At 70.9% G+C, this 17,784-nt stretch carries 13 protein-coding genes; all 13 read right to left on the minus strand.

All coding sequences use genetic code 11. The annotated features are described in order from the left end of the window. Nucleotides 1–10: 10 nt before the first annotated feature. A complete protein-coding gene (locus tag PZC42_RS12490) occupies nt 11–2,482 on the minus strand; it encodes a glycogen/starch/alpha-glucan phosphorylase (RefSeq protein WP_277211565.1) in 2,472 nt (823 codons plus the stop codon). A gap of 46 nt (nt 2,483–2,528) precedes the next feature. Next, nucleotides 2,529–2,864: a type II toxin-antitoxin system PemK/MazF family toxin gene (locus PZC42_RS12495; protein WP_277211567.1), complete on the minus strand. Its 336-nt coding sequence runs from the start codon at nt 2,862–2,864 to the stop codon at nt 2,529–2,531. Continuing rightward, nucleotides 2,861–3,082 (minus strand): antitoxin MazE-like protein, encoded by a 222-nt coding sequence (locus PZC42_RS12500; RefSeq protein WP_277211569.1) that lies wholly within the window; start codon nt 3,080–3,082, stop codon nt 2,861–2,863. Before PZC42_RS12500 ends, PZC42_RS12495 begins: the two co-directional genes overlap by 4 nt. A 46-nt stretch (nt 3,083–3,128) precedes the next feature. Next, on the minus strand, nt 3,129–3,350 hold the full coding sequence (locus PZC42_RS12505; protein WP_277211570.1) for a PIN domain-containing protein: 222 nt from the start codon (nt 3,348–3,350) through the stop codon (nt 3,129–3,131). A 72-nt stretch (nt 3,351–3,422) separates the two neighbouring features. Further along, nucleotides 3,423–4,622: a Wadjet anti-phage system protein JetD domain-containing protein gene (locus PZC42_RS12510; RefSeq protein ID WP_277211572.1), complete on the minus strand. Its 1,200-nt coding sequence runs from the start codon at nt 4,620–4,622 to the stop codon at nt 3,423–3,425. Further along, on the minus strand, nt 4,619–8,020 hold the full coding sequence (locus PZC42_RS12515) for an ATP-binding protein (RefSeq protein WP_277211574.1): 3,402 nt from the start codon (nt 8,018–8,020) through the stop codon (nt 4,619–4,621). The genes PZC42_RS12510 and PZC42_RS12515 overlap by 4 nt, the downstream gene beginning before the upstream one ends. After that, entirely contained in the window at nt 8,017–8,754 is a 738-nt protein-coding gene (locus PZC42_RS12520; protein WP_277211576.1) for a DUF4194 domain-containing protein, read from the minus strand. Before PZC42_RS12520 ends, PZC42_RS12515 begins: the two co-directional genes overlap by 4 nt. Further along, complete coding sequence (locus tag PZC42_RS12525) at nt 8,751–10,247, minus strand: DUF3375 domain-containing protein (protein ID WP_277211578.1); 1,497 nt, start codon at nt 10,245–10,247, stop codon at nt 8,751–8,753. Before PZC42_RS12525 ends, PZC42_RS12520 begins: the two co-directional genes overlap by 4 nt. A gap of 25 nt (nt 10,248–10,272) precedes the next feature. Further along, nucleotides 10,273–13,230, minus strand: coding sequence for a leucine--tRNA ligase (gene leuS / locus PZC42_RS12530; RefSeq protein ID WP_277211580.1), 2,958 nt, complete (start codon nt 13,228–13,230; stop codon nt 10,273–10,275). 51 nt (nt 13,231–13,281) lie between these two features. Next, complete coding sequence (locus PZC42_RS12535; RefSeq protein WP_277211582.1) at nt 13,282–13,944, minus strand: vitamin K epoxide reductase family protein; 663 nt, start codon at nt 13,942–13,944, stop codon at nt 13,282–13,284. A 136-nt stretch (nt 13,945–14,080) separates the two neighbouring features. Continuing rightward, a complete protein-coding gene (locus tag PZC42_RS12540; RefSeq protein WP_277211584.1) occupies nt 14,081–15,289 on the minus strand; it encodes an MFS transporter in 1,209 nt (402 codons plus the stop codon). 75 nt (nt 15,290–15,364) lie between these two features. Then, the gene (locus PZC42_RS12545; protein ID WP_277211586.1) at nt 15,365–16,063 is read right to left on the minus strand and encodes a metal-dependent transcriptional regulator; all 699 of its coding nucleotides are present in this window, start codon (nt 16,061–16,063) and stop codon (nt 15,365–15,367) included. A 30-nt stretch (nt 16,064–16,093) separates the two neighbouring features. After that, the gene (locus PZC42_RS12550) at nt 16,094–17,776 is read right to left on the minus strand and encodes a metallophosphoesterase family protein (RefSeq protein ID WP_277211588.1); all 1,683 of its coding nucleotides are present in this window, start codon (nt 17,774–17,776) and stop codon (nt 16,094–16,096) included. Nucleotides 17,777–17,784: the final 8 nt, after the last annotated feature.

A 17,784-nucleotide genomic window follows, 5' to 3' on the forward strand; every position in this document is an offset into this window, starting at 1 on the left:
GGCGACGGCCTCATGCCGGGGGCAGGGCCTCGGCGTGCCAGACACGGGACAGGTAGTCCCGCATCGAGCGGTCCGAGGAGAAGAACCCCGAGCGGGCCACGTTGAGCACGGCAGACCGGCTCCACGCGTCCGGGTCACGGTAGGCCGCCTCGACCCGGTCCTGGGCGTCCAGGTACGCCTGGAAATCGGCCAGGACCATGAAGCGGTCCTCCCCGAGCAGGTTCGACACCACGGGTTCGAACGTCGATCGGTTTCCCCCGGAGAACTCGCCGCGCGCCACGAGGTCGAGCGCCCGCCGCAGCGTCGGGTTCTCCTCGTAGTACGACGACGGGCGGTAACCCGCCTCCTGCATCGCGGCAGCCTCGGGCTCGGTGAGCCCGAACAGGAAGAAGTTGTCGTCGCCGACGAGCTGGCGGATCTCGACGTTCGCGCCGTCGTCGGTCCCGATGGTCAGCGCGCCGTTGAGGGCGAACTTCATGTTGCCGGTGCCCGACGCCTCCTTGCCCGCCAGCGATATCTGCTCGGACAGGTCGGCGGCGGGGATGAGCGTCTCGGCGACGGTGACGTTGTAGTTCGCCGGGAAGGCGACCTTCAGTACCTTCGAGACCTCGGGATGGGCGCCGACCACCGCCCCGACGTGGTTGATCAGCGCGATGATCTCCTTGGCCATGACATAGCCGGGGGCAGCCTTGGCGCCGAAGACGACGGTGCGGGGCACCAGGTCCTCGACCCGGACCTCGCCCGAGACGATCCGGTCGTAGAGCGTGATCACGTGCAGGAGCTTGAGCGTCTGGCGCTTGTACTCGTGCAGGCGCTTGACCATGACGTCGAGCATCGTGCCCGGGTCGATCTCGATCCCGTCGCGGCGGGCCAGCAGGTCCACGAGCCGGTCCTTGCTCGCGGACTTCACCTCGCGGAAGCGCCGGCGGAACTCCGCGTCGTCGGCCAGGGGCTCGAGCTCCCGCAGCCGGTCGAGATCCGTCACCCAGCCGTCCCCGATGGCCTCGGTGATCAGCCCGGACATCCCCGGGTTCGCGAGCCGGACGAACCGGCGCGGTGTCACGCCGTTGGTGACGTTGGTGAACTTCTCGGGCCACAGCCGGGCGAAGTCGGCCAGCACCTTGTCCCGCAGGAGCTGGGAGTGCAGCTCGGCCACACCGTTGACCTTCATACCCGCGACCGTGGCGAGGTGCGCCATCCGCACGCTGCGCGCCGGGTGCTCGGAGATGATCGACATGCGGCGCACGAGCAGCTCGTCGTCCCCGGAGTGCTCACGTACCTGCACCAGGAACTCGTCGTTGATGCGGTAGATGATCTCCAGGTGTCGCGGCAGCAGGCGACCGAGCAGCTCGACGGGCCACACCTCCAGCGCCTCCGGCAGCAGGGTGTGGCACGTGTAGGCGAAGCAACCCTGGGTGACCTCCCACGCCTCGTCCCAGTCGAAACCGTGCTCGTCGACGAGGATGCGCATCAGCTCGGGGACCGCGATGACCGGGTGCGTGTCGTTGAGCTGGAAGCAGATCCGCTCCGGCAGGCGGTGCAGGTCGAATCCCTCGGGCAGCAGCTGGTCGATGAAGTCCCGCAGCGAGCAGGCCACGAAGAAGTACTGCTGCTGCAGCCGCAGCTCCTTGCCCTGCGGTGTGGAGTCCTCCGGGTAGAGGACCTTCGAGATGTTCTCGGCGAACGTCTGCGAGCGCACCGCCTCGGCGTAGTCGCCGTAGTTGAAGATCTTCAGGTCGAACGCGTGCGTGGCGCGCGAGCTCCACAGCCGCAGCGTGTTGACCCGGCCGTTGCGGTAGCCAGGGACCATGTAGTTGTACGGGACACCGAGCACCTGCCAACCCGGCACCCAGCGGGTGCGCTCCCGGCCCTCCGGGTCGGTGTACTTCTCGGTGCGACCGCCGAAGCTGACCGTCACCTCGTGCTCGGGGTGCGCGAACTCCCACGGCGACCCGCCCGACAGCCAGTCGTCGGGCTCCTCGACCTGCCGGCCGTCGACGAACGTCTGACGGAAGATCCCGTACTCGTAGCGGATGCCGTAGCCGATGGCCGGCACGGACATCGTGGCCAGCGAGTCGATGAAACAGGCGGCGAGACGGCCCAGGCCGCCGTTGCCGAGCCCCGGCTCGACCTCGGCCTCACGCACGTCGGCGAGCTCGATGCCGAGCGAGGCGAGCGCCTCGGCGGCGATCTCCTCGAGGTCCGCGGCGACGAGCGCGTTGTCGAGCTGGCGGCCCAGCAGGAACTCAGCCGACAGGTACGCCACCGCCTTGGGCTGACGGCGGTAGTGCTCGGTGGTCGTGGTGATCCACCGGGCCATGAGGTAGTGCCGGACGGTACGGGCCAGCGCGAGGTAGTGGTCGTTGACGGTCGCCCGTTCCAGGATGGTGCCCTGGGCGAAGTTCAGCTCGCGCAGGTACTCGCGGACGAAGCCCTCGACGGTGTGCTCCGGCGTGGCGATGAGGGGGGTCGATTCGGTCACGGGCTCGAGACTACGGCGCGGGCCCCGTGTCCCGGTAGTGCCGCGATCAGCCTGCCAGCCCGAGGAAGACTGCCACGCCCCGCTCGACGTCGAGCATCGTCGACGTGTCGACCCGTCCGCACCGCTCTCCCAGATTCGTCCGACGTACCGTGGTGATCTTGTCGGCCATGGCGAACGACGGGCGAGAGATTCCGGTGAGGTCGTCTGCCGCGACAGGCACGCGGGTGGGCGACGACGTCAGGTCGGTGGTGAGGAAGACGACGGTGACCGAGTCCATCGCGTCGAAGAGATCGCTCTGCAGCACGAGCGCAGGGCGAGGTTTGCTCGTCAGGCGTCCTGCACCACCTGCAATCGTCCAGATCTCGCCGCGCCGGGCGGTCACCAGGTCTCCGAGTCCCAGTGCTCCTCCGCCCAGGACACGGCTTCCAGATCCGCCATCACGTCGTCGGCCGCGTCGGCTCGATTCATTCGGATGCTCGCCCGACGCGCTTCCGTCGCGAACTCCTCAGAGCGCACGTCCGGGACCCACATACGGACCTCCCGATACCCCCGGGACCGCATCCGCGCGCGGTGCGCTGCCACCCGCTCCTTCGTACTCATGCGTCAAGCGTTACACGTAACATTCGGTGAGTCAACGGGCACATACCTACGGCCTCATATGCGGCGACTGCACGCCCAGCGCGAGACGTCCACGCTCGGCGGTCGCGTGGCCGCCGAAGACGAGTCCGCGGACTGCGGCCATGAACTCGACCGGCGACAAGTACGGCGCGTAGAGCGACACTTCCGGGCCTCGGAGGATGTCGAGCACGGCATCCGCATCCCGCCTCCCCAGCAACCATTCAACCGCGGCCGATGCGAGAACGCTCATCGTCCGGAACGTGCGGCCCCGACCAGCATGCAATCCATGCCCGCGTCTCACCCGAGGCGCGGCAGGATCAGTTCACATCTCGCGCAGCCCAGGCGACAACAGCTCCAACAGCCTCTCTCTGGCTTCACGGAGGGGGAGGTACTCCTGCTCGATGCGCCGGACAGAGGTATCGCCGGGCGCAGCGATCTCGCGGTAGGCGGCGTCCTCAGGTTCCGCGAGGTCGTCCAGACGTCGTCTCGTCGGCTGCAACGGCTTCCCTTTCGGGTCGACGGCCGTGCCGCGGTCGGCATAGCGGTGCAAGGTGTCCACGTCCATGAGGATCGAGCGGACCGGCGTACCACGAGTTGCGAGCGCCGCCCGGAATGCGTGGAGGATCTCAAATCCGTAGGTGTCCAGGTCACCCCAGTAGACGACCGCCTCGGCCCCGCTGACCCACGGCACATCGCCGAGCAGGACGTTCGCCGCCCGACCCCCACCCTCCACCGCAACCGCATCGCGGACCGGGAGGAACCCGAGTCGACTGTCCCGGTTCTCGACGACCACGACGACGCGCGGACTGTACGGGAGTTCGTGCTCGTCGCCGGCGGTCCACGAGTCGTGCCGCCGCCCGCCCGCGGCGAGGTAGTCCGGGTCGAGGTAGGTCAGATGGGCGACGGCGGGTCGTCGTGCGAGCCGGTCGCGCGGGTCCCAGCCGAGCACCGCGGCGAGCGCTCCCCCGTGCCTGTCCAGCCACTTGGTGTGCGGCACGGCCGGAACCTGCCGCGCGGTGAGGTGCGAGAGATCGGCTTGGGCCGAGAACCAGCGGACCGCCTCGGCGACCACGTCGGCGTCGGCCGACGGGAGGCCGAGCACCCTCCTAAGGGCCGACGGGGTGACCGCGGCCGCGACGTTGCGGAGGGCCGCGAGCTGCTCGCTTGCCCGGGAGACGTCGACGCCGGGGACGGGCCCGCACCACCGCAGCGCGGCGTCCAGGTCGTCAACCTCAAGAGCGCGCGGCGCGGCGTAGGCCACCTTCGCGATCGTCAGGGCGGTGCGCCGCAGCCGCACACCGGCAGGCAACGACCGTTCGGCACCGTCCCAGTCGCCCAGCCACTCGGCCCACGTCTCGAGGCCCATGTCGTCGAGCACCGTCGCGCTGCCCGACACCCCCGGGCGCAGGCTCGCGACGCCGAACGACACCCGCTCGCCGCACACGGCCGTCAGCCAGTGCCTGCCGACCGATCGCGCCACCAGGGCCCTGGCCTCGTCAGGCGAGACGAGCCGCGCGCTCACGGCACTCCGGATGTCTCGTCGTCGCCCGGGGAAGCACCTCCGGTGTCGATCTCATCGGCGCCCACGACGGCCCGGGCTCGAGCCCTGCCGTCGGCGCCCTTGACGACGACGTAGGACGCGGCGACGTGCGGCTCGAGCGCCGAGACCTTGTCGAGCGGGGCACCGATGACGAGCTGGAATCCCAGTCCCCGCCAGGCGCCGACGGCTCGGCCCGTAAAACGGGCGTCGGCCTTGATGAGGGCCTCGTCGAGGAAGACGGGGGCGTAGCGGGGGCGTCCCGCGCCTGCGTCGCCGAGCTGGTAGCGCAGCGCGGCGCCGACGATGAACGCGACGAGTTCCTGCGACTCACCACCGGATTTCTCGCCGATGTGATCGTAGACGGCGACGTGGTGGCCGTCGAGGTCGACCTTCTCGGCCTCCAGGCGTACGTGCCGGCGCACGTCGACCAGATCGGCGAAGTCCGGTGAGGTGCGCCGGATCCGGTCGATGACTCGTTCCATGCGGGCGTAGCGGGCCTCGCGCTCGGCATCGGTCGCGTCCGGGGCGAGCAGCGTGCGCACGCCGCGTAGGTCCTTGCGGAACCGGGCGACCACAGCGCTCTGCGTGCGACGCGCCATGATGGATAGGCGGTGGTCGTCGTCGGCGAACGGCAACTCGGCGAGGATCTCGTTGACGGGTGCGATGCGTTCCTCGATCTCACGCACTGCGCTCGACATGGAGTTGTCGAGGTCAGTGAGGTCGGCGCCCGATAATCGCAGAAGTGACCGACGCCACTTCTCGGCGAGCTCATGGAGCCGGTCGGACTCTAGCGTCGCCAGGGTGCGGTCGAAGTCGGTGTACGACTTCTCGGGGTCGGTCCCGAGGTCAGGATTCGGCCACTGGCGGACGAAGGACTCGAAGATCGTCCGCAGCGCGTCACGGCCGGCCGCGACGGCACTGTTCGCCTGGTCACGGTCGTGATCGAGCTTGTCGGCGACACGGTCGATCGAGGCGTCGAACCGGGCCAGAGCCGCGGCCGGGTCGGAAGCTTCGCCCTCGTCGTCGGCGGGCAGGAGCGACTGCAGGTAGGCGCGGTGCGCGTCCGAGACCTGGGTGCCCGCCTCCTGGGCGGCGTCGACCGCCGCCTGCGCCCCGTCGACGGCGTCGCTCAGCGACGACCAGCGCTCCCGCAGGCGGTCGCGTTCGTCCCCGCGGAGCGTCAGCTGCTGAAACAGTCCGTCCACGTCACGATCGAGCGCTTCGGCCCGCTCCTGAAGGGCGACGACGTCGGCATTGCCAGCTCGCGCGTCGGTGGCAACCTGCGCCCAACGCGCGACCGCGTCCCGCGCGGCGGCGACGTCGATCTCGTCCCAGGTCAGCTCGACGACAACGCCGTGCGCGCGCAGCTTCTCCTCCAGCGCGTCGCGACGGGCTTCGGCACCGTACTGGGCCTCGGCAGCGAGGCGCGCGGCCTCGCGTGCCGTCACGATCTGTCGTTCCAGCTCCGCGAGCCGGCGGGAGTTGGTGAAGCCCAGCACGTTGCCGCGGCCCTGGCCGCCATGTGCGCCGCGATCCCCGTCGGACGTCTGCCCGGCGCTGGTCAGTGCGCGGCGATGTCGGCCAAGATCCGCGGCGGCGTCGACGCACACGTAGTCGTAGCTCGTCGCGAGCCGTGCGGCCAACCAGCCCGCGAACGGTCCACGCTTGAGGTCGAGCCGACCCGACATGGTGCGTTCGTCGTACCCGACGTCGACGGGCAGGCCGGTCGAAACGCCTTCGAAGCGCAGCCTCGTCCGGGACGGCACTCCGTCGATCGCCCGCCGGAAGTCGGCAAGCCGGTCCACGTCGACCAGGAGCGTGGTGGCGAACCCGCCCAGGGCCAAGTTGAATGCCTCGCGCCATGGCTCGTACTCGGCGCGAACCTCGACCAGCTCGGCGACGAACGGCAATTCCTCGGCAGTCAGGCCCGCGGCGTGCGCGAGTGCGAGCCGGGTCTGGTGCAGCGCCTCGGGCACATTGCCATGCCGGCGTCCCAGCGCCTGATGCTCCGACTCCAACTGCTCCAGCTCGCGCCGGGTGGACGACGCCCGGTCATAGGCGCCGTGCAGTTCGTTACGCAAGGTTGCTCTCGTGCCGGTTTCGCCGTCGAGGGCGGCACGAGAGGCGGCTCGGCACCGCTCGAAATCAGCGCCGGTCGAGACTGTCGTCCCCAGGACCTCGAGCGCGAGGTCGAGCCTGCCTCGCGCCTTCCCGGCGGCCGCGAGCGCCGCGTTCGCTCCCTCGAGCTCACGGGCCGCCGCGGCGATCTTGTCGCCGCCGGCGGCGTACAGGGTCTGCTTGACGCCCTCGAGCTCGGCCTTCCTGGCCTGGTGGCTCGCATCGAGGGACCGCACCTCGGCGGCCGCCGCGCGATGCGCCTGACGCACCTCGTCCTCAACGCTGCGCAGCAGGTCGAGGCGGGACTCGTAGCGCCACAGCGCCGCCGGGCCGTGGGCCGAGGAGAGGTCACCGAGCTCGTCGATGACGACGAGCCGCTCGCACGCGGTCTCTACGGCAGCACGGTGCTGACGGATCGGGCGCAGCGCCCTGACCTGCGCCTGCGCGGTGAGCATCTGGGTGCGCGTCGAGGCGAGGTCGTCGAAGTGCTCGACGACCTGATCGGCCTTGGCGAGCGTCTCCGGCTCCTCGAGCACCATCGCCTTGTACAGGGCGTCGACCGTAGTGATCTGCTGGCCCGCCTGGATACGACTCAGCAGTCCGACGGCCTTGGACCCTCCCCCGGCGGCCCCGATCCCGAGCACGGAATGCAGCCGGGCCGTGAACTCCTTGTCGGTGTCGAAGCAGGTCAGCCCGAGGGCGATCAGCCCGGGGCGTGCGAACCGCTGGGCGGCCGAGGCCTCGAGCGCTCGCACGTCGAGCTCGCCGTCCAGCGTCGCGCGCACGGCGACGAGCTCGTCCATACCGCGGGCAGTGCGTGGTACGTACCAGGCGCGCAGCGCGGTGAACGCCGTTCCGGTCTGGTCGGTCCAAGTCATGGAGATCGCCGACCAGGTGTCCTGGCCGTCGCCGCGCAGCACCCGTTCACGCGTACCGCCCTCGGTGCGCGACTCGTCGAGCTTGCCCCGCGCGTAGGAGATGACGTTGCGCTGGTCCTTTCCGCGCGGACGCCCGACCACGCCCCCGTTCGACGCACCGTTGAACGGCGTCGTGTGCGGCATGAGCAGTGCGATGTACGCGTCCAGCAGCGTCGACTTGCCCGAGCCGGAGGCGCCTGACAGCAGTGTCGCTGTCGAGGCAAACCGCACGACCTGGTGGCCGTCGTAGACGCCCCAGTTGACGAGTTGCAGGTCGCGCGCGACCCACTGCTGCCCGGTCGACGCCGCGGGGACGAGTCCGAAGAGCGTGTCGACCATGGTCATGCGTCGTCACCCTCCTCGAGGCCGGACTCCCGGTCGGGCTCCGGCGCCACTTGGGTCGCGCCACCGTCCCGCAGCCATTCGACGAGCTCGGTGACCCGCTCGACGCTCAGCACGACATCGACCAGCCCGGTGACCACATAGCGCCCCTCGGACTCCTCGACGAGGAAGCCCTCCTTCTCCAGGCGCTGGATCGCCGCGCGGATCTCGCGCTGCCGCGCCGATACGTTGTTCTCGTCCCGGTCGAGGTAGGTCAGCGCCGTCTGCTCCAGCTCCTCGCGGTCGACGCGCGCGGCCTCCTCACCGGCACCGTACACGCGCTGCGACGCGGTCCGCAGGTGGACCAACAGCACGGTCTCGGCCCTCGAGTACGACTCGTCGCGCAGCAGCACCGGCACGTCCAGCTCGCCTGAGCGCACCTGTCGCTTGTAGGCCAGCCCACGATCGTGGTCGACGACGAGGTGGATGAAAAGGTCGTGCAGCCGCGACTCGATCGCGCCCTGGTGCTCCAGCAAGGCACGCCACCGGGCCGGGTTCTTCGCCTGGGACAGGTGCCGGCGCCGCAGGAGCTGCACGAGCACGCGCCGTGCCTCCGGGTCGAGCGTCCCGGTGTCCCCCGGGAACAGCTCGGTGGGGTCCGCCTCCATCGGTACGGGCGTGATGAATCCATCGACGTCGGGCACCGGGGCCTGCGGCACCTCGTCCTCGAATGCGCTGTCGACCAACTCGTCGGTCACCCGCGCACCTCCTCAATCGTCTCGTCGTCAGGCGTGCGCACCGCTGCCCGCCCGAACGCCAGTCGTCGCCGCGACCCGTCGGGACGCACGGCGGTCACGAACGAGATCTCGTCCGGCTCAGCCTCGCCCGTGTCCTCCGCGAGCTCGAGCAGCCCAATCAGGTCGACGGGTCGCCGCAGCTCGTCGGGAGCCTGCTCGAAGGCCTGTCCGACGTCGAGGCCAGCGCCAGCCTCGAGCCGTTCGGCCAGCCGCCGAAGGTACGCCGCGAGTTCGCCATAGTGCGGCCCGCCCCAGACACGGGCGTCGTCGAGCGAACCGTGGTCGCCGTCGTCGTCCCAGTCGGCGAGCGGCTCCGGCGGGACGGCAGGGCGCAGGTCGTGCAGCGTCTCACGCAGGTTCCCCACGTGGGCGCGCGGCAGCCGCGGCGCCACCTCGACTGCCTCGCCGGGCCGCGACCCGGGCACCCACGCGCTGAGCCCGCTGATCGCCTCTCGTAGCAACTCGTCGACCTGCCGGTCACGCAGCGGGTCGTGGTGACGCACCTGCGTCGTGATGACGCGTGAGGCACGTCGCTGGGCGGTCAGGACGTCGTCGAGCCCGGTCTCGATCTGCCGGGTGATGCTGCGCAGCTCGGCGCGCTGGTGTGCCGGGAGCTGGCGCGCGAACCGGTGCCGCAGGACGACGTCGAGCTGGGCGGCGAGGTTGTCGAGCCGCTCGCGGTCGTCGATGAGCCTCAGTGCGCCGGCGAAGGCGCGTCCCTCGGCGGTCGCGCTGAGGAGTTCGTCGGCACGCTCGAGGTACTCGGCCAGCACCTCGCCGGTCGGTCGCTCGTCCTGCCGCAGTGCGGCGACGACGTCACGCTGTATCGCCTTGATCGACTCCGCCACGCGAGCGAAGTCAGCCGGCAGCTCGCGGACCAGCGCGAGGACGTTCTCCGCCTCCTCGACGAGCACCTCGTCGTCGACCTCCTCAACCGTGCCGGTCACCTCGAGGCGCTCCAGCTCGGTCTGCCGCTGGCGGATCTCCGCGTCGAGCCGCGCCATCCTCGTCAGGACGTCCGGATCAGAGTCCTGCGCCAGCCGGTCGACTGCCTCGAGCAGTGTGCGGACGCGCGACTCGGTGACACGGCCACGCGCTCCCCCGGCCCGTCCGGCGACTTCGAGCGCCCCCACCGCGTGCGCCGACAGCCGGTAGTTCTCGGCGTCGCCGTCGTCGACCTGCCGGATCAACCACCCGGCGTTGACCCAGTCCCGACACAGGTCACGGGCACCGCCGTCCGGGATACCGTCGTGTCCGGCGGAGCGGAGCTGGTCGAGCGCATCGTCGACCTCCGTGTGCGCCTCGGCGACGGGGACCACCGGGCGCGCGGAGGTGAACACAGACGACAGGACGGTGACCACCAGCGGGGCGTAGCGTTTGTGCAGCAGGGCGAGCATCGGGCTCTTGAATGCGCGCAGCGCCCCCTCGTACGCCCCGTCGACGCGTGCTCTCATGACCCGGACACCGAGACCGGCGCCCTCAGACGACAATGTTCACGAGCTTGGGCGCCCGCACGATCACCTTGCGGATCTCGGCACCGTCGATCGCGCGCTGGACGTTGGGCTCGTCCAGCGCAGCGGCCTGCAGGTCTGCCTCGGAGATGTCCGGGGCCACCTCCAGCCGGCCGCGCACCTTGCCCTTGACCTGCACCACGCACGTGACCGTCTCCGCCACGAGGTACTGCTCGTCGGCGACGGGGAACGGCTCGCGCGCCAACGACTCGTCGTGGCCGAGCCGTTCCCACAGCTCCTCGGCGATGTGCGGGGCGATCGGCGCGACCATCTGCACCAGCGGCTCGACGGCGGCACGCGGCACCGAGTCCAGGCCCGTCAGGTGGTTGTTGTACGTGATGAGCTTGGCGATCGCCGTGTTGGGCCGCATGTGCTCCATCTCGACGCGGACCTCGGCGACGGTGCGGTGCAGGGCCCGCAGCGTGGCGGTGTCCGGGTCGTCGTCGGTGACGACCAGGGCCCCGGTCTCCTCGTCCACGACATTGCGCCACAGGCGCTGCAGGAATCGCTGCGAGCCGACGACGTCACGGGTGTTCCACGGCCGCGACAGGTCCAGCGGGCCCATCGCCATCTCGTAGACACGGAACGTGTCGGCGCCGTACTCGGCGTACATGTCGTCGGGCGTGACGACGTTCTTCAGGGACTTGCCCATCTTGCCGTACTCGCGCTGGACCGGTGCGCCGTGGTACGTCCATCCGGTCTGCTCGTCGCCGGCGACCTCCGCGGCGGGCACGTAGGTGCCGCGGTCGTCGGTGAAGGCGTACGCCTGGATGTAGCCCTGGTTGAAGAGCTTGCCGAAGGGCTCGCGCGAGCTGACGTGGCCCAGGTCGTACAGGACCTTGTGCCAGAACCGGGCGTACAGCAGGTGCAGCACGGCGTGCTCCACCCCACCGACGTAGAGGTCGACGCCGCCGGCCGGGCCGGAGGTGTCGTTGTGGCGCGGGCCCATCCAGTACTGCTCGAGCGCCGGGTCGACCACGGGGACGCCGTCGGCCACGCCGCCGGAACGTTCCGCACCCCACGTCGGGTCCAGGTAGCGCAGGTAGTACCAGCACGACCCGGCCCAGTTCGGCATGGTGTTGGTGTCGCGGCGATACTGCTGCGGGCCGTCGCCCAGGTCGAGGGTGACGTTCACCCAGTCGTCGTTGCGGCCCAGCGGCGCCTCCGGCTCGGAGTCGGCGTCGTCGGGGTCGAAGGTGCGGGGCGAGTAGTCGGGCACCTCCGGCAGGTCGACGGGCAGCTGCTCGCCCGGGATGGCGACCGGGCGACCGTCCTCGTCCCACAGGATGGGGAACGGCTCGCCCCAGTAGCGCTGACGGCTGAACAGCCAGTCGTTGAGCCGGTAGGTTGTGGTCCCCTCGCCGGTGCCCTTGCCCTCCAGCCATCGAACGATCTTGGTCTTGGCGTCCGCGACACCCAGGCCGTCCAGCGAGATCTCGTCGTTGGACGAGTTCACGGTCACGCCGTCACCGGTCCACGCACCCTCGTGGCCGTCGGGCAGACCCTCGGCCGGCTCGACGGTGTGCACGACGGGCAGCTCGAAGGCCTGGGCGAACGCGAAGTCGCGGTCGTCGCCGCCGGGCACGGCCATGATCGCGCCCGTGCCGTACCCCATCAGCACGTAGTCGGCGGTGAACACCGGCACGGTCGTACCGGTGACGGGGTTGACCGCCAGGTGGCCGGTGAACACGCCGGTCTTCTTGCCGGCGTCGGCCTGCCGCTCCACCGCTGTCTTGGCCGCGGCCTCCCTGCGATAGGCGGCCACGGCCTCGACCGGGCTCGCGTGCCCGCCGGTCCAGACGTCGCGCGTGCCCTCCGGCCAGGTCGCGGGGACCTCGTCCAGCAGCGCGTGCTCCGGGGAGACCACCATGAACGTCGCCCCGAACAGGGTGTCGGGGCGCGTGGTGAAGACCTCGATCTCGCCGCCCGCACCGGCAGCGTCGACGGACGCGTCGCCGGAGCCGACCACGTGGAAACGGACGTTCGCACCGGTGGAGCGTCCGATCCAGTTGCGCTGCATCGCCTTGACCTTCTCGGGCCAGTCGATGAGGTCCAGGTCGTCGGTCAGGCGGTCCGCGTACGCGGTGATGCGCATCTTCCACTGGCGCAGGTTCTTGGTGAACACCGGCATGTTGCCGCGCTCGGAGCGGCCGTCGGCCGTGACCTCCTCGTTGGCCAGCACCGTGCCGAGGCCGGGCGCCCAGTTCACGGGCGAGGAGTCGACGTAGGCCAGGCGCTGGGCGTCCAGCACGTCGCGCTGCTCGCCCGCGGCCAGCTCGGACCACGCACGGCCACCGGGCACGGCACGGGTGCCCTCGGCGTACTCGGTCTCGAGCTCGGCGATGCGCCGCGCCTTGCCGAGTCCGCCGTCGGACCGCACGTAGTCCCGGTCGTACCAGGAGTCGAAGATCTCCAGGAAGATCCACTGCGTCCAGCGCACGTAGTCGGAGTCGATGGTGGCGAAGGAGCGGCGCGGGTCGTGGGCCAGGCCCATCCGTCGCAGCTGCCGCTTGTAGACCGTGATGTTCTGCTCGGTGACACCGCGCGGGTGCTCCCCCGTCTGCACCGCGTACTGCTCGGCGGGCAGGCCGAAGGCGTCGAAGCCCATGGCGTGCAGCACGTTGTCGCCGCACATCATGCGGAACCGTCCCACCACGTCGGTGGCGATGAAGCCGAGCGGGTGCCCTACGTGCAGACCCGCGCCCGAGGGGTACGGGAACATGTCCATGATGAAGAACGGCTTGCCCTCGCCGGCGTGCTCGCCGTCGCCGCCGGTGAGCTCGCCCGAGGGGTTCGCGGCGTAGAACGTGCCGCGCTCGTCCCAGCGGTCCTGCCAGCGCTCCTCGATCTCCTGCGCGAGGGCAGGGGTGTACCGGTGGGCGGGCTCGGAGGGGCGGTGCTGCGTGTCGGTCTCTGGCGTGCTCACGCCGGCGAGTCTACCGGCCTGACACCGGGCGCCCGGCAGCGATTTCGCCCCTCAGAACGACGCGATCAGAGCCGGTCCGACGGCGAGAAGCAGCCAGGCGACGGCCACGACGTACCCGATGGCGAGGATCACCCAGCGGCTGCCCACCACGACGCGGCGCAGGCTCTCACCGGCAGGGAGGTCGCCGGTCTGCACGGCGCGCACGACCTGCACCCACAGCAGGGGCCACATCACCGTCCACACGACCATGCAGGCCGGGCAGAGCGCGACCAGCGAGTAGAAGCTGGTCCACATGAGGAAGACGATGAGCACCTGACCGAGCACGGTGCCGACCAGCAGGCTGAGCATGTACCAGCGCGGCAGCCGCGCGCCCACGAGCAGCACGACACCGGTGGTGATCACCACCGGGAAGGCCGCCACCCCGATGAACGGGTTGGGAAAGCCGAGCAGGGCGCCCTGCCACGACCCCATGGCGACGCCGCAGTCGAGGAACACGTTGATGCTGCACGAGCCGACACGGTCCGGGTCCTGGAGCTTGAGGATCTTCTCGATCGCCAGCCACATCGAGCCGCCGAACCCGATCGCACCGAGCACGACCAGCAGCGTGCCGAAGGCGCGGGTGGACAGGCGGCGCAGCCCCGGCCCGTTCTCCGCGAGGTCCAGGTCGTCCGGGCTCCCGGGGGAACCAGCAGTGCTCACCGTCGTGTCGGTCACGCGGTGACGGTACCGCACCGACCTGGGGTGCCTCTGGAAGGCCGGCGATCAGGTCGGTCACGTGCGGCCGCTTCGGCACGCCTGCGTACCGATCCGGCCGCACATGACCGAAGCGATCGGCGGCCAGAGGGTGCCGTCAAGTTGAGACCGGCACCGGTGCCCGCCGCGACCGTACCGACGCGAGCACGATGAGCAGGCCCACCACCGTGAGCACCAGCCCTGTCCAGGCCGGGGCCACGTACCCGTAGCCGGCGGCGATGACGAGCCCGCCGAAGAACGCGCCGCCCGCGTTGGCCAGGTTGAGCGCCGAGTGGCACAGGGCGGCGCCCAGGGACTCGGCCCGGGGTGAGAGGTCCATGAGCCGGGTCTGCATCGCCAGGCCGAGCACCTGCGAGGTGACGCCGAGCAGGAACAGACCGGCCACGGCGCCCACCGGTGAGGTGGCGGTCAGCGCGAACAGCACGAGCGCTGCCGCGGTGGTCAGGAACCCGCCGACGACGGTGCCGAGCACGGAACGGTCGGCGAGCCGACCGCCCACGAGGGTGCCGACGGTCATCCCGACGCCCATCGCCGCGAGCACCCACGGCACGGCACCCTCGCGCATCCCGGTGACCTGCACGACCGTCGGGGCCACATACGTGTAGACGGCGAACAGCCCACCGAACCCGATGGCACCGGCGCCGAACGCCACCCACAGCGGCCCGTTGGCCAGCGACCCGAGCTCGTGGCGCACGCTCGAATCGACCGGCCCGCGATCCGGCACGAACCGCCACAGGCCGAGCAGCGCGACACCACCGAGGAGGCCGATCAGCACGAAGGCCTGGCGCCACCCGAACACCTGCCCGACGGCGGTGGACAGGGGCACACCCACCACGGTGGCCACCGCCAGCCCGGTCATCATCACGGCCACCGCGTGCCCACGGCGCCCCGGCCCGGCGACCGAAGCCCCTACCGCTGCTCCGACGCCGAAGAAGGCGCCGTGCGGCAGACCGGCGAGGAACCGGCCGGCCACCAACCACTCGATGCTCGGTGCGGCGGCGGAGACCACGTTGGCCACCGTGTAGGAGCCCATGAGCCACAGCAGCAGCCGACGGCGGGACGTCCGCGCGGCGGCGACGGTCAGCAGCGGTGCTCCCACCACGACGCCGACGGCGTAGGCGGTCACGGCGTGCCCGGCCGTCGGGTCGTTGACACCCAGGTCGGCACCGAACTGCGGAAGCATGCCCATGGTGGCGAACTCGGTGGTGCCGATCGTGAACCCGCCGAGCGCGAGGGCGAAGAGCGCCCAGGAGGCGGGACTGAGCCGCGGGCGCCGCAGGTCAGGGCGGGAGGGAGCCAGGGTCACGGGGGTCCTCGTGGTCGAAACGATTCGACGGCGTGACGCGAGCATCGCGCGCACACCGTCGGGGAGGGGCCCAGACTACGCGCGGACCACGCGGATGCGCGACGCCGCCAGGTGCCCGAGGTCGACGGCGACCGCCCCCTGAGCCCCCGACCAGGTGACCGACAGCGTGCCGGCGTAGTCCCGGCGCCGGACGACCGTCACCTCGATGTCCAGCTCCAGGCCGAGCCCGGCGAGGTAGCGCAGCGCCTCGGGATCGGCGTCGGAGATCCGCGCCACGACGCCCCGCTCCCCCTCGGCGAGGTCGGCCAGCAGGATCGCGTCGGGACGCACCACGCGGCCGTCCGCCGTCGGGATCGGGTCCCCGTGCGGGTCGCGGTCGGGGTGACCGAGGCGCGCGTCGATCCGTTCGACCAGGCGGTCGGAGACAGCATGCTCGAGCACCTCGGCCTCGTCGTGCACCTCGTCCCAGCCGTAGCCGAGCTCGCGCACCAGCCAGGTCTCGATCAGCCGGTGCCGACGGACCATCGTCAGCGCGTGCCGCCGCCCGAGTTCGGTCAGCCACACCCCGCTGTACGGTTCGTGCCCGAGCAGACCCTGCGCGGTCAACCGCCGGACCGTCTCCGAGACGGTCGAGGGCCCCACTCCGAGCCGGTCGGCGAGCAGCCCCGTGGTGACCTTGTCATCGCTCCACTCCTGCGCCGACCAGACGGTCTTCAGGTAGTCCTGCGCCACGGGGGTGAGGTCGGCCGGCTGCGAGATGTCGGTGTCGGTCACACCTGAGAGCCTACGCGGGGCCCGGCTGGATCACGGAGCGATCGGGCCCTCGACCCCCGGTGACACGGAGGGCGAGGTCAGCTCGTCCGGTTCGTCGAGATCATCGAGGTCGTCCAGGTCGTCCGACGGCGGCGGCGAGCCCGACGGTGCCGCGTCGTCCAGCTCCCCGACCGGGGGAACGATCGAGGGCATCGGCTCGCGGTCGTAGACGGTCGCCTCGCCCGACGGCGTCACCGCGATCACCTGGACGTCCAGCCACTCACGGGCCTGCACGTCGAACCGCAGCAGCGTCATCTCGGCCGTGCCACGCAGCGGGCCCACGGTGGGCTGGCCGGACGCCGCGCCCGCGGTGCTGGCCGAGATGTACCTGATCCCCCGGCCCACCTGCAGCGGCCCCGAACGCTGGTGGGTGTGCCCGGATACCTGCAGGGGCACGCAGCCGGACTCGAGGGCCGGCAGCCCGACCACAGGAGTGTGGACGAGCAGCAGGTCGGGGTCGTCCTCGCACGCGGTGGAGGCCAGGGCCACGGCCTGCTCCTCCGGCGTCTGCTCGCGCGCCGCCTGCGTCCCCTCCCCGACCCGGGTCTCGAGGGCGTCCCGGTCACCCAGGATGCGCACCCCGGCGACCTCGACGACGTCGCCGTCGAGCACGATCTGGCCGTGCAACGCCTCTTGCTGCGACGTCAGGACGGAGTCGTGGTTCCCGTCGGCGACGACCATCGGGACGCCGGCCGGCACCGCCGACGCGAACGCATCCACGCACACCTTCTCGACAGCGGTGCCGTTCATCGTGGTGTCGCCCGCGTTGAGCACCACGTCGGCGCCCGACCGCACGACGGCCTCCTCGATCACCGTCGACATGCCGGTGTTGCAGTGCAGGTCGGCCACGACGAGCATCGACACCACGTCGTCGTCGTCGGGCGGCTCGTAGGCGAGGTTCGTCCGGACCGCGTGCCGGATCTCCCACGCGTTCCAGGCGCTGCCGAGCTCGTCGCGGGCCGCCTCGTAGAAGGCCTCGTTCTCGTCGTACAGCTCCACGAGCTGGCCGCCGTAGGTGTCGATGACCCCCGCGAGGCGGCCGGTGATGCGCGCCCCCTCCAGGGCCGTGCCCTCGAAGACGGCCGAGGCCTGCCTCCCGGAACGCGGCGCGCCGGCGTCGGCCGAGACGAGCATCGTACCGATGAGCGCCACCACGACCACCCCGGCGGTGATCTGCCACGTCCGCGGTGCGAGCGCAGCGGCGAGCTGACGCCGGCGCGGACGGCCGAGCAGCGCCCGCATCCCCCAGCCGACCAGGCCGACGAGGACGAGCGCGAGCAGAGTTCTTCGGGCCGCGTCGGTCAACAGGCCCGCGGTGACGGCATCGATGGTGACCTGAGGGCTGTCGTAGAACTGCAGGTAGCTGTCGAGGTCTCCCACGAGGCGGTCCAGCGTGGACGACGCACCCACGGCGGACAGGTCGGCGGGGATCTCCTTGACCGTGATGTCCACGCCGAGCCCCAGCGGCAGCGGCGACTCGATCTCGAGGGTGCCGAGCGGCCCGAGGTCCACGACGACGAGCCCGTCGGTGTCCATCGCGTAGTCGGCCTCGTGCGGCCCCAGGCTCAGCGTGGTGGATGCGGTCGTCACGCCGAAACCGACGCAGACGACGACCGCGGCGAGGACGGCGAGCGTCCAGCGCAGCCAGCGGGGAGGTACGGGTCGATCGCGCATGGTGGACC

Origin of the sequence: Isoptericola croceus, assembly GCF_029382255.1 — a bacterium.
Lineage (GTDB): Bacteria > Actinomycetota > Actinomycetes > Actinomycetales > Cellulomonadaceae > Isoptericola > Isoptericola croceus.